The sequence below is a fragment of the Photorhabdus kayaii genome (assembly GCF_025384895.1).
In the GTDB taxonomy this organism is placed as follows: domain Bacteria; phylum Pseudomonadota; class Gammaproteobacteria; order Enterobacterales; family Enterobacteriaceae; genus Photorhabdus; species Photorhabdus kayaii.
The window spans coordinates 29,912-43,238 of the sequence record NZ_JAJAFZ010000021.1; the positions used below are offsets into that span (position 1 = coordinate 29,912).

Annotated in this window: 13 protein-coding genes; 4 read left to right on the top strand and 9 right to left on the bottom strand. The window is 42.1% G+C overall.

The features are described from left to right. Positions 1-500 precede the first annotated feature (500 nt). Both LGZ98_RS10130 and LGZ98_RS10135 read right to left on the bottom strand, forming a co-directional pair. Positions 501-1,040, bottom strand: coding sequence for an Ail/Lom family outer membrane beta-barrel protein (locus LGZ98_RS10130; protein WP_262978048.1), 540 nt, complete (start codon positions 1,038-1,040; stop codon positions 501-503). Positions 1,041-1,305: 265 nt separating this feature from the next. Beyond that, positions 1,306-3,063 carry a SulP family inorganic anion transporter gene (locus LGZ98_RS10135; RefSeq protein ID WP_165577560.1) on the bottom strand — a complete coding sequence of 586 codons (1,758 nt, stop codon included), beginning with the start codon at positions 3,061-3,063 and terminating at the stop codon, positions 1,306-1,308. Positions 3,064-3,276: 213 nt separating this feature from the next. Here LGZ98_RS10135 and LGZ98_RS10140 point away from each other — a divergent pair, with 213 nt between their 5' ends. Both LGZ98_RS10140 and yciA read left to right on the top strand, forming a co-directional pair. Next, positions 3,277-3,813: a septation protein A gene (locus LGZ98_RS10140; protein WP_112875880.1), complete on the top strand. Its 537-nt coding sequence runs from the start codon at positions 3,277-3,279 to the stop codon at positions 3,811-3,813. Positions 3,814-3,890: 77 nt separating this feature from the next. Further along, positions 3,891-4,322 carry an acyl-CoA thioester hydrolase YciA gene (gene yciA, locus LGZ98_RS10145; protein WP_113041344.1) on the top strand — a complete coding sequence of 144 codons (432 nt, stop codon included), beginning with the start codon at positions 3,891-3,893 and terminating at the stop codon, positions 4,320-4,322. A 61-nt stretch (positions 4,323-4,383) separates the two neighbouring features. On the opposite strand, the gene tonB is transcribed toward yciA, so the two are convergent. Both tonB and LGZ98_RS10155 read right to left on the bottom strand, forming a co-directional pair. After that, positions 4,384-5,064 (bottom strand): TonB system transport protein TonB, encoded by a 681-nt coding sequence (tonB, locus tag LGZ98_RS10150; RefSeq protein WP_113041343.1) that lies wholly within the window; start codon positions 5,062-5,064, stop codon positions 4,384-4,386. Positions 5,065-5,166: 102 nt separating this feature from the next. Further along, positions 5,167-5,349 (bottom strand): YciY family protein, encoded by a 183-nt coding sequence (locus tag LGZ98_RS10155; protein WP_112875877.1) that lies wholly within the window; start codon positions 5,347-5,349, stop codon positions 5,167-5,169. Between the two features lie 246 nt (positions 5,350-5,595). Here LGZ98_RS10155 and cls point away from each other — a divergent pair, with 246 nt between their 5' ends. Both cls and LGZ98_RS10165 read left to right on the top strand, forming a co-directional pair. Further along, positions 5,596-7,056: a cardiolipin synthase gene (gene cls, locus LGZ98_RS10160; protein ID WP_113041342.1), complete on the top strand. Its 1,461-nt coding sequence runs from the start codon at positions 5,596-5,598 to the stop codon at positions 7,054-7,056. Positions 7,057-7,167: 111 nt separating this feature from the next. Then, a complete protein-coding gene (locus LGZ98_RS10165; protein ID WP_228901988.1) occupies positions 7,168-7,497 on the top strand; it encodes an HI1450 family dsDNA-mimic protein in 330 nt (109 codons plus the stop codon). 194 nt (positions 7,498-7,691) lie between these two features. Here LGZ98_RS10165 and oppF read toward each other — a convergent pair whose 3' ends face one another. The 5 genes from oppF to oppA form a co-directional block, all read right to left on the bottom strand. Beyond that, positions 7,692-8,693, bottom strand: a complete 1,002-nt coding sequence (gene oppF / locus LGZ98_RS10170) for a murein tripeptide/oligopeptide ABC transporter ATP binding protein OppF (RefSeq protein ID WP_113041340.1) — start codon at positions 8,691-8,693, stop codon at positions 7,692-7,694. Continuing rightward, positions 8,690-9,688 (bottom strand): ABC transporter ATP-binding protein, encoded by a 999-nt coding sequence (gene oppD, locus LGZ98_RS10175; RefSeq protein WP_113041339.1) that lies wholly within the window; start codon positions 9,686-9,688, stop codon positions 8,690-8,692. Before oppD ends, oppF begins: the two co-directional genes overlap by 4 nt. A 9-nt stretch (positions 9,689-9,697) precedes the next feature. Further along, on the bottom strand, positions 9,698-10,606 hold the full coding sequence (oppC, locus tag LGZ98_RS10180; protein WP_113041338.1) for an oligopeptide ABC transporter permease OppC: 909 nt from the start codon (positions 10,604-10,606) through the stop codon (positions 9,698-9,700). A 14-nt stretch (positions 10,607-10,620) separates the two neighbouring features. After that, positions 10,621-11,541 carry an oligopeptide ABC transporter permease OppB gene (oppB, locus tag LGZ98_RS10185; protein WP_113041337.1) on the bottom strand — a complete coding sequence of 307 codons (921 nt, stop codon included), beginning with the start codon at positions 11,539-11,541 and terminating at the stop codon, positions 10,621-10,623. An 85-nt stretch (positions 11,542-11,626) separates the two neighbouring features. Continuing rightward, positions 11,627-13,267 (bottom strand): oligopeptide ABC transporter substrate-binding protein OppA, encoded by a 1,641-nt coding sequence (oppA, locus tag LGZ98_RS10190; RefSeq protein ID WP_262978049.1) that lies wholly within the window; start codon positions 13,265-13,267, stop codon positions 11,627-11,629. Positions 13,268-13,327 lie beyond the last annotated feature (60 nt).

A 13,327-nucleotide genomic window follows, 5' to 3' on the forward strand; every position in this document is an offset into this window, starting at 1 on the left:
AATTATAGAAAAGATTAATTACGAGGCGCGATTATTTATCAACAATCAATAGAAAACAACTCAATCTCGTTTATTGTTAATTTCCCGTTTAACTAAGAAACTAGTGACTGCTCCGCTGTATCATGGAAATCTTCCCACTGCAATCGACTATTGTTCGTACTTATTAGTTCTTTATTACTATTGGAATAAACGCAAAAAAATTCCCTGTTTTACCACAGGGAATTTTGTATAGAGTATAGAATAGATAGTGATAACTAATAAAGGAATAATCTTCAGATTACATGGCTAAACCTGGATACCCGCTTTCAATAATCCCTGATGAAAATATGTTCTCTCTATTCTCATTATTTCGATAGACTTAATAGATAAACTATCTAACAAGCTAACAGAGAGTTGGTTCTAACATTCATTTATTATCTTCAGTCACTTAATGTGATTGCACAGATCACAAAAGTTGGACTGAATTCCCTTTAAAGGAACGACTACATTGGAAACACTATTTAAAATCGATAACCAGCACCAATTACCCAAGTGCCAACTTTGAAATCACCCAGTTTTGAATATTCATAAGATGCATCAATAACCCAATTTGGCATAGGGTTAAATTGCAATCCTAGACCATAAGCAGCAGAGGTCTTACTCTCTTTATATTCAAAGTCATAGGCAGAAAATTCACCCTTTACCTTTCCATGTGCAGCACCCACCAGACCGTATACACTCACATATTCATTAAAGCGGTATGTAGGGCCAACCATCAGAGAATAATAATCTAAATCACCCGTGCCAACTTTGCTGCCATAATCGTAGAAATCATAACCCTGATGTGTCAGCGTAAATGAACCAATAACACCAAAATTATTATCCAGCTCGTAGCGATATTTCAGGTTAAAGCCTTTTGGGTTTTCATCAAGCTTTTCACCATCAACTTTCACATGACTCTGAGCATATCCACCAGAAATCGTATGTTCACCAGCATTTGCTGCAAATGCGAATACAGATAAACCCACTGCCACTGCTGAGGCTATCAATGCCTTTTTCATTGGAACGTCCTAAATAGTTATTGTACAAGTAATCATGATTTTGCTTTGTTAAAATATACTTATCGAAAAACAAAATGTAACGTGGTATAAAATACTTAATATTCCAATCATATTGTTTTTTAACAAGAAATTTTTAAATAAAGCAGGTATTCAGGATCTGATATCTCAGATAATAGAAGAGCAGCAGTCAATAATCATACGTTCGGGAATTAAGAACTATTTTTCTCGATTATAATCATCAATGTTATTATTTTATTTATCGTATTCATTGGTTGATTTCAATAACGCTATTATATCTTTTAGCGTAATTAGAGTACCATTCAGGCTTACTTTGAATCATTCGGACCGCAAAATAGAGATCGGGCACCACAATCAGATCGTCATCACTACTTCGCAGTTTATTCTGTTTTATCCAACGGGTAAGTTCTGTCCGACGACCGGCGAGCACCAAGGTGATATCTCTTACTTTCAATTCACTAATCAACTCATCAATAGCAGCAAAGACACTGACATCATCATGGGTAAAACTAACAGCCGCATCGACAACCAGCCAACCCGGACGTTTTTGCGTTTTGTTAATTTTTTGAATTCTGTCGACATGCTGTAGTACCCGTTTTTTAAAATAGCTAACATTGAAATAAGTCAATGGCGAGTTAAATCGGTACATCATCACACCATCTATTGGTTTAATATCATTGCCATGATTAATTGAATGAATCATTCCTTGGTCATTCACTCCCAAGAGTTGATCTGTCGGGCGGAATATAATTCGCAAAAACTGTAATAAACCCAGCAGAACGGCGAAACCAACACCGTTAATCAAACCAACCACCAGCACGGCAATGAATGTAAATAGTGATAAAGTAAATGCCTGATGATTTCGTTTCCTCAGTGACCAAATCTGCCGTAAGCCTAACAATGACGATGCCGAATAAATCAGCACCACACCAAGAGATGACAATGGGATATAAGCCAGAAAACGAGTCATAAATAACAAAACCAGCAAAATAATGGTCGCTGCAATAACAGAGACCAATTGCGTTTTCCCACCAATCGCATCATTAACCGCAGTACGACTGCTGGCAGCACTGACAGCAAATCCTTGTGATAAAGCAGAAGCAATGTTCGCAATGCCTAAGGCCCTAAGTTCACAATCTGCATCAATCTGATAACCGTTTTTACTGGCGAAGCTACGGGCCGTCATCATAAAACTGACAAAACTGATAACAGCAAGGTTCAAAGATGGGATAACTAGCTCACGCATAATGCCTGGCTGAAAATCGGGCATTGGCACAACAGGTAATCCCCCACCGCTGACACTGCCAACAATCTGAATGCCATATTTTTCCAGATCAAATTGCCAGCTTATATAAGTCGCTAATACCATTGCCAACAAAGGCCCCGGCCAAGTCGGGCGCAAGAAACGAACAGTGAGCAAAATCAATACCATAGCAACAGACATTGCTAACGTCGGTAAATGTGTACTCATGAGCTTGGCAGGTAATGCGATCACCCGTTCAATCAATCCCACCGGAACGCCAGCAAAACCAAAGACTTTAGCTAGCTGATCCACAATGATTGTCAATGCAACACCGTTCATTAATCCTTTCAGGATCGGTTTGGAAAGAAAATCAGCAAATGCGCCTAACCGGAAGTGACTGGCGAGAACACACCATATCCCGGTCATTAAGGTCATTACGATCGTGAGCTGCCAGCGTACATCTTCATTACCAAAAACCAATGGCGCAACAGCCGCTGCAATAACAGCACACGTTGCGGCATCTGGCCCGACAATCAACTGTCTTGAAGTACCAAATAGTGCATAAGCGAACATGGGTAAAATGCATGCATAAAGACCGATAATTGCACTTATTCCCATCAATTCGGCGTAAGCAATAGCAACTGGCAGAGCAACTGCGGCAACAGAAAGCCCAGCTCTTAAATCATGACTAAACCATTCCTTGCGATAATGAGAAAAATTGCCCAACCCTGGCATCCAACGCTGTAGTTTTTTCCACTGCATCTGGTTTATGCCCTCTTATTTTTCAACGGGTTTTCGTTATAATGCTGCCTTATATGTTCACTGACAACCGGAAGTTAATTACGCCGCTCTTTATGGTAAAATTGTGCGAAACCGATCGATAAAAACCTTTTTTATTGAAAGATAAAACCGTACTGTTGCTGCTAGTCCATTATCGGATGATAATCAGATGCCGGAATTACAATAGGTTCAAATATGAAACAACTTTTAGACTTTCTACCTCTAGTCGTCTTTTTTGTCGTATACAAAATGTATGACATTTTCTACGCTTCCGGGGCGTTGATCGCCGCCACCGGTTTAGCTGTCGCTATTACTTATTCCATCTACCGGAAAGTAGAGAAAGCCTCCCTGATCACTTTTATCATGGTTGCTGTTTTCGGTACGTTAACTTTAGCTTTCCATAGTGATCTATTTATTAAATGGAAAGTCACTGTAATCTATGCATTATTCGCATTAGCTTTGCTAGGCAGCCAGTGGTTTATGAAAAAACCACTCATTCAGAAAATGCTAGGAAAAGAGTTAATTTTACCCGATCTTGTTTGGAATAAGCTCAATATGGCATGGGCGCTGTTTTTTACAGCCTGTGCGCTGGCTAATATTTATGTCGCATTCTGGTTACCACAAGATGTCTGGGTTAACTTTAAAGTATTTGGTCTGACTGCCCTGACTCTGGTTTTCACCGTGCTCAGTGTAGTATATATTTATCGTCACCTGCCACGCGAACAGAAGTAACCTTATTCAAATGGATACCTGCCTGCTATCGTCTGTAGGCAGGTATTGTTTTTTCATCAAATAAAGTAAAGTTTTCAATGACACAACAACAATTACCTAACGGAGAGTTAGTCCTCCGCACACTGGCTATGCCCGCTGATACCAACGCCAATGGAGATATTTTTGGTGGATGGTTAATGTCACAAATGGATATTGGTGGTGCAATTCTGGCAAAAGAAATTGCGGAAGGCCGTGTTGTCACTGTCAGAGTAAATGGTATTACTTTCCTGAAACCTGTTGCCGTTGGTGATGTCGTCTGCTGCTATGCGCATTGTCTCAAAACCGGTAACAGTTCGATTACCATCAACATCGAAGTCTGGGTGAAGAAAGTCGCCTCTGAACCTGTCGGTCAACGCTATCGTGCAACCGAAGCGATATTCACTTATGTTGCGGTTAATGAAGATAATACCTCACGTCGGTTACCAGAAGGTAAAACCCAGTTCCAACTCGCTAGCAGTACCAGCGAATAAACATTAATGGAAAAAGGAGCATGTTAATAATGCTCCTTTTTTATTTGCATTTCCCCAACAATCAGGATTGAGATATACCCGTAATTTTAAATTCGACGGTTGTGATATAACCCATCGCGGGTATTTTTTCAAAGCGCCATTTTCTCATCGCTTTTTTCACCTCCCTTTCAAAAACATTGGGTGGATTAGCGCCAATCACTTCTATATTTTTTACCCGTCCGTCTTCATCAATATCATATTTGACTTTCACATAACCTTCGGTGCCCAATGCTGAAGCTCTGGATGGGTAGACAGGTAACGCTTTACTTAATGCTCTTGGCCCATTCTGCGGTTTAACCACCGGTTTATTCTGATTATTATCAGTACGGTTAGCCAATGCATTCTGATTAAACAACGGCTTTTCCGGTTGTTCAGCCCTCTTTTCAACGGGTTCAGATTGCTTTTTAACAACCTTTTTCTTCACTTCCGGTTTCGGCTTCTTCACCTCTGGTTTTGGAATTACCGGCTCTGGAACAGGTTCCGGCTCCTCTGGCTCTGACTCAGGTTCTGGTGCTGCCGGCTCTGAAACAGGAGTTTCCTCGGCAGCTAACTGAATCATAGCAACAGACATAAGTGCAGCATCAGGCTGCTTTTCCTGTATTGCAGAACAAAAAAGTGCGGCAGCAACAGAAACGTGTAAACAAACTGACAACAATATTGGCCAATGTATCCAGCGCATAAGGGAATTCTTGATTAGCAGCATAATAGTCAATCCTCGAATGACTGCTAGTTTAAATGCAAATAGCAATCATATTCAATAAAGATTGTAGGTGAGCGTGAATATAAGGCCAAAAATATTATTTTTTCAATGTATCCATTCGCCATGCTGAACAAACAATAAAGCTCGACGCTGCTTATAACCATCTAATTTACGTAGTGAATAAATACGCAAATTACGTCTTGACTGCCCTTCCAGCCAACGGCGACGGCGGTTGAAATTCTGGCGCAATATCCGCCACCGCCCTACTTCATTCCGACTACGTTTCATAAAACCTACCTATAAAAACATCACGCTCATTATAAGCCTTTAAAAAAGATATCCAAGGCGTATCTGGATAGTACTTTTTATATCAATAATGCGAAATGACCAATATCAAGTATGATGCTTGCAGTATATTTGCCGATTTTTTGGTAAATTCACCAAGTTAATGAGATCGTTTATAGCTTGAGTCTTGAGGAAACCATGTTAAACGCCACCAAAGATGTCTGAACAAAACAGGATTGATTGCCTAATATGACAACCTTTTATTCCGTCCTAAGTTGGCTTGCTATTTTCTTTTATTGGCTGATTGTTGCCAGTATCACCTTACGCATTCTGATAAAACGCCGGCCTGTCACTTCTGCCATGACCTGGCTGCTGATTATTTATATCCTACCCTTAGTTGGAATCATCGCTTACCTGTCATTTGGTGAGCTGCATTTGGGAAAACGCAGAGTTGAACAAGCAAAAGCCATGTGGCCTTCAACAACCGTATGGCTTGAAGAATTGCGCAAATCTCGTCATATCTTCGCTACAGAAAATAGCGAAGTCGCGACACCGCTATTCCAGCTTTGCGAACGACGGCAAGGGCTTGCCGGTGTTAAAGGTAACAAGATCCAACTACTGACAACCTACGACCATTCACTAAAAACCATTATCAAAGATATTGAGAATGCCAAACACAGTATTGATATGGTGTTTTACATCTGGCAAACCGGCGGCTTGGTTGAACAAGTGACGGATGCTCTTATGGCCGCAGCACACCGAGGAGTCAGATGCCGTATTATGGTGGATTCAGCCGGTAGCTGGTTATATTGCCGTAGCCAATACCCGGATATCATGCGCAAGGCGGGAATTGAATTTGTTGAAGCTTTGCGAGTCAATATATTCCGTTTATTTCTACGCCGTATGGATCTGCGCCAGCATCGTAAAATTATCTTGATAGATAATTATATCTCTTATGCCGGCAGTATGAATATGGTCGATCCACGCTTCTTTAAACAAGATGCCGGCGTTGGGCAATGGATCGACATCATGGTGCGAATGGAAGGGCCGGTTACCACGACTATGGGGGTTATTTACGCTTGTGACTGGGAAATGGAAACAGGTCAGCGTATCTTTCCGCCATCACCAGATAACAATATCATGCCATTTGAACAGGCCAGCGGACACACAACTCAGATTATTGCATCCGGCCCCGGATTCCCTGAGGAATTGATTCAACAATCTTTAATGACGGCTATTTTCTCTGCTCGTAAGCAACTGATTTTAACTACCCCTTATTTTGTTCCCAGTGATGACCTGACAAATGCTATTTGCACCGCAGCCTTACGAGGGGTTGAAGTTATTGTTATCGTTCCACGCAGAAACAATTTCTTCTTAATTCGTTGGGCAAGCCGGGCATTTTTTGCTGAACTATTAAACGCCGGTGTTAAGATTTATCAGTTTGAAGATGGATTGCTACATACCAAAAGCGTTTTAGTTGATGGTCAACTCAGTATGGTGGGTTCCGTTAATCTTGATATGCGTAGCCTGTGGCTAAATTTCGAAATTACCGTGGTTATTGATGATGAAAACTTTGGTCATGATCTGACGCTGGTGCAATACGATTATATCGCCCATTCCACATTGCTGGAAATCAATGAGTGGGAACAACGCCCTTTGTGGCATCGGATTATTGAGCGTATTTGTTACTTTTTTAGTCCACTACTGTGATCAATACCCTCGTCTTTACAAGACGGGGGTATCAATCAAGACTTCATCATGTTTTAATTCTTCATCACGACCCACAAATAAATCAATATGGACAACAGATCCTCACAAACTATGGATTTAGATCTCAATAATCGAATGACAGAAGATGAAACCCTTGAGAAAGCCTATGACATCTTTCTTGAACTGGCTTCGTTCAACCTTGATCCCGCTGATATTCTGCTATTTAGCTTGCAATTCGAAATACGTGGCGGCGCAGAATTACTGCCCCTTTCTGATGAGTGGCTTGAACACGTGGATTTCAATCCAAACCCCGATTTTTTTGCCGAAGTCATTATCGGGCTAGCAGAATCTGAAGATGCTGAGATCAACGATGTTTTTGCCCGTATCCTCATTTGCCGGGAAAAATCTCACCTGATTTACCATATTTTGTGGAAAGAGTGAAAAATTAAAGTCAGTTATTTTGATCTGCTCTTTTTTCCGCAAAAAGTGAGAGCTACCCGTTTTAATGCAGGTCTGAATCCTGATATAAAATCCCAAAAGTAACTCTCACATTGAATGTCTTACAAAGTTCCTCAATAACTACAATTGATTAACCTTAACGACAATCGATCAATCTTAACTACAATCAATCTTAACTACAATGGATCAACCTTCAAACAAGACACGGCATGGCGGAAACTCCCCTCCATTAATGGCCGAGTTTTAGCACATTCAGGATCTGCCATTGGGCAACGAGTACGGAAAACACATCCTGATGGCGGGTTGATAGGTGACGGTAATTCACCTTCCAGCAATTCAATGTGTTTATTTCGTTCCTTATCTGGATCAGGCACTGGCACGGCTGACATCAACGCCTTGGTATAAGGATGTTGTGGATTATGGTAAACCTCATCATAAGTCCCCAACTCCACCGCATGCCCAAGGTACATCACCAATACACGGTCAGATATGTGTTTAACCACCGCCAGATCATGGGCGATAAAAATCAGCGACAGCCCCATTTCCCGTTGTAATTTTTGCAACAAGTTAACTACCTGAGCCTGAATGGATACATCAAGCGCGGATACCGGCTCATCACAAATCACCAATTTAGGTTCAAGGATAAGTGCACGAGCAATTCCAATACGCTGACATTGACCACCAGAGAATTCGTGTGGATAACGGTTAATCAAATTCGGTAATAACCCAACCTTCATCATCATGGCTTTTACCCGCTCTTTAATTTCCAGCCCTTTCATCTTCGGATGATAAGTGCGCAGTGGCTCAGCGATAATATCGCCAATCGTCATTCGCGGGTTTAAGGATGCTAATGGGTCCTGGAATATCATCTGGATATCACTACGAATATCCCGCCACTGTTTATCATCCATATCCAGCAGGCTTCTTCCCAACCAAGTTACTGAACCACCGGAAGACTTAACCAATCCGATAATTGCACGAGCAAAAGTCGACTTACCGCAACCGGACTCACCAACCACACCAAGGGTTTCCCCTTCGTATAACCTTAATGTAACGCCATCAACCGCTTTCAAAGTTTTTGTTGGTTGCCAGAACCATTGTTTACCATCTTTAATATCAAAGTGAACTTTCAGATCTGCTACTTCCAGCAGCACACGTCTTTCTTCAATCGGACTCATACCAATTCCCCCGGTGCTTTAAAACAAGCTCGCAAACGCCCGTTGCCAAATGTCTCTAACCTTGGTTCACAATTTACACAACGGTCTACTGAAAACTGGCAGCGTGGCTGGAACGGACACCCTTTCGGCAACCGTAATAAGTTAGGTGGATTTCCGGGAATGGTCGTCAATGATACTTCATCACCATCAAGACGCGGAACAGCATTAAGCAGGCCAATAGAATAAGGATGGGTTGGTTGATAAAATACTTCACGGGCCGAACCATATTCCATCGTTCTCCCCGCATACATCACCAACACTTTGTCACAAATACCAGCAACCACCCCTAAATCGTGAGTAATCATAATAATTGCAGTATTAAATTCCCGTTTCAGCTCATTCAGTAAAGTCATAATCTGAGCCTGAACCGTGACATCAAGTGCGGTTGTCGGTTCGTCAGCAATCAACAATTTTGGTCGGCATAACAACGCCATTGCGATCATCACACGCTGACGCATCCCACCAGAAAATTCATGAGGATACATCCGCATTCGCTTAAGTGCTTCTGGCATTTTGACGGCATCCAGCATCCGTATCGATTCAAGGTATGCCTCACTTTTACTCATATGCTTATGCAACATCAATACTTCTGTCAGTTGATCGCCGATACGCATATAGGGATTGAGAGATGTCATTGGGTCCTGAAATATCATTGATATCTCTTCCGCTCTCATGCGATTAAGCGCTTTCTCTTCAAGGTTAAGAATTTCCCTGCCATTAAAAATAGCGGAACCGCCAATTTTGCCATTTCTGGCAAGTAACCCCATCAAAGCAAAAGCGGTTTGTGATTTTCCAGAACCAGATTCACCCACAATTCCTAGTGTTTCCCCCGCTCGTAAATCAAAATTCAGCTTGTTCACTGCGGTAACATCCCCATCCGGGGTACTAAAAGTCACGTCCAACTCTTTAACAATTAACAACGGCTCAGAACTTTTCTGGTTTTTAACGCTGTCCATGTTACCTCCTTAACGATCTTTCGGATCGAGGGCATCACGCAAGCCATCGCCGATAAAGTTAAAACAAAACAGTGTCACCACCAGAAAACCGGCAGGAAACATCAGCAACCACGGGGAAACTTCCATCGAATTCGCACCATCACTTAACAATGCGCCCCAACTGCTTAACGGCTCTTGAGTTCCCAATCCCAGAAAGCTAAGAAATGATTCAAACAAAATCATGCTTGGCACTAATAAAGATGCATAAACCACCACCACTCCCAATACATTAGGAACAATATGGCGCAGCACAATATGACGGGTTGGCACACCACACACCAACGCCGCTTCAATAAACTCCTTACGTTTCAAGCTCAGTGTCTGACCTCGGACAATACGCGCCATATCCAACCATGACACCATGCCGATAGCGACAAATATCAGAAAAATATTCTGTCCGAAGAAGGTCACCAGCAGGATCACAAAGAACATAAATGGAAATGAATTCAAAATTTCCAGCAGACGCATCATGACTGAATCTATTTTTCCCCCCAGATAGCCGGATAATGATCCATATAAGGTTCCGACGACTACCGCAATCAAAGCAGCAGACACCCCAACCATCAATGAAATACGCCCTCCAATGGCAACACGCACCAGCAAATCACGACCGGAAGAATCGGTACCAAAATAGTGACCTGATTCAGAATCAGGCGGCATCGACATCATGGCCCAATCAGTATCGTCATAGGTGAATTGAGCTAACATCGGCGCCAGGATCACAAACAAGGTAATCAAAGATAACAGGCACAAACTGGCAATCGCTGCCCGATTGTGAATAAAACGACGCCGTGCATCCTGCCACAAACTACGGCCTTCAATTTCTAATTGCTCAGAGAAATTTTCCAAAGCTTCGCTGTTTTGTTTATTAACTATCATTGCGTGCTCCAATCTTAATAACGAATCTTCGGATCGATAACCGCGTACAACACATCAACAATCGCATTGAACAGAATAGTCAAACTACCAACTAAAATAGTCAGACTTAACACTAACGAATAGTCACGGTTTAATGCGCCATTAACAAACAACTGCCCTATTCCCGGCAACCCAAAGATCGTTTCAATCACCATCGAACCAGTAATAATGCCGACAAAAGCAGGCCCCATATAAGAGATAACCGGCAACAATGCGGGCTTTAAAGCATGGCGGAAAATAATGATGCGCAATGGCAACCCTTTGGCTCGCGCAGTACGAATAAAGTTAGAGTGCAACACTTCTATCATCGAACTCCGGGTAATACGGGAGATACTGGCGATATAGGCCAAAGAGAGTGCTACCATTGGCAAAATCATATATTTAGGCGCACCACCATTCCAGCCGCCTCCCGGCAACCATTTAAGATGAATAGCGAACCCCAGCACCAGTAACGGCGCTACGACAAACCCCGGGATAACAACCCCCGTCATGGCGAACCCCATAACCGTATAATCCCATTTGGTATTTTGATTAAGTGCGGCAATAACCCCGGCGCTGACCCCCAACACAACTGCCATAATAAATGCCGCAGCACCTAACCTGGCAGATACCGGAAATGCCACGGCGACCAGATCATTAACGGTGTAGTCCTTATATTTAAACGAAGGCCCAAAATCTCCTTTAGTGAGCTGAATTAAGTAATCAAAATATTGTTTATAAATTGGGTCATTCAGATGATATTTCGCTTCAATATTTGCCAGCACCTCTGGTGGCAATTTCCGCTCACCGGTAAATGGACTGCCCGGCGCTAACCGCATCATGAAAAACGAAATAGTGATAAGAATAAAAAGTGTCGGGATAGCCTCTAAACAACGGCGTAGAATAAACTTAAGCATTGCCCGTTCCTATGTATTGGCCCTTAACCCTGGCCTTAAAATAATTTGACACTAAAGCAGCCCTTTCCGGGCTGCTTTACAACGATTATTGTTTGATAATATAAAAATCTTTGGTGTGTAAATTATCCAAAGGATCTTTTCCTGTATAGCCACCAACATAGGGCTTCACTAACCGGGTATTTACATAGTAATAGAGAGGGACAATAGCCGAATCTTTATCTAACTGCGCTTCTGCTTGCTGGTAAACAGCAGCACGTTCATCATCTGTTGCCACTTTCAGAGATTGTTTCATCAGCTTATCAAACTCATCACTCTTATAATGAGCCGTGTTATTACTACTATAAGAAAGCATTGAATTCAGGAATGAAGAAGGTTCGTTGTAATCGGCACACCAGCCAGCACGGGCCACGTCATAATTCCCTTGATGTCGAGTATCAAGGAAAGTTTTCCACTCTTGGTTTTCTAAACGAACATCAACACCCAAATTTTTCTTCCAGATTGAAGCTACGGCGATTGCAATTTTTTTATGTAGATCAGAGGTGTTATAAAGCAGGTTAAACTTCAGTGGATTGTCTTTAGTATAACCGGCTTCAGCCAGTAATTTTTTGGCTTCCTGATTGCGTTGTTCCTGACTCCAACCAGTAAACCACACTGGTTTTATTTCTTTAAAACCATCAGTAACCGGCGGTGTATAACCAGAAGCGGGAATATCACCCTGTGCTTTTACTTTATTGGTCACAATATCGCGATCCATAGCCAATTTCAGTGCGGTACGAACGCGGGGATCATTAAATGGGGGTTTTTCGTTATTAATTTCGTAGTAATAAGTACATAAATATGGGCTAATGCGCAGCTCGTTCGGGATCTCTTTTTTCAGTTTCTGGAATAGCTCAATCGGTAAATTAGTATGACTCATATCAATTTCGCCACTGCGATAGCGGTTGACATCCGTGACCTCTGACGAAATTGGCAAGAAAGTAACCTGATCAATAACGGTATTCTTGTTATCCCAGTATGTCGGACTGCGTTCCATCACAATACGTTCGTTAACTACCCAATTTTTCAGTTTATAAGCCCCATTACCGACAAAACTCTGTGGCTGAGTCCATTTTTCGCCATATTTTTCTACCGTGGCTTTATGCACCGGTGACATTGAAGAGTGGGCTAAAAGTCTTGGCAGATAAGGAACCGCTTCGCTCAATGTAAGCTGCAATGTATAGTCATCCAGCGCCTTTACTCCCAAAGTATCTGGTTTCTTTTTACCACTGATGATGTCATCAATATTGGTGATATGGGCATACTGGAGGTAACTTTCATAGGGAGAAGCAGTATTAGGATCGGCCAGACGTTGCCAACTGTAAACAAAATCATGAGCCGTGACAGGATCACCATTAGACCACTTAGCATCTTTACGCATATGCAATGTCCAGACGGTAAAGTCTTTATTTTCCCAACTGGTCGCAGAACCTGGCAAAATTTCGCCATTCGGACCAACGATGACAACACCTTCAAACAGATCGCGTGCCAAATGTGATTCTGGCACTCCTTCAATCTTATGCGGGTCTAACGATTGCGGTTCAGAGCCGTTATTACGGACTAAAACCTGTTTATCAGCTAATTGAACACCATCAGGCACTTTTGCAGCAAAGACCTGACTCGCCATTATCATACTCAGTGCAGCGCTGATGCTGACAGTAAGTAGTCTCTTTTTCGTTGTGTTTATCATCTTTTTCTACTCCAATTTTATACCGTCAGATTTGTTATCAGCCGACGGCCCAGAAATAAA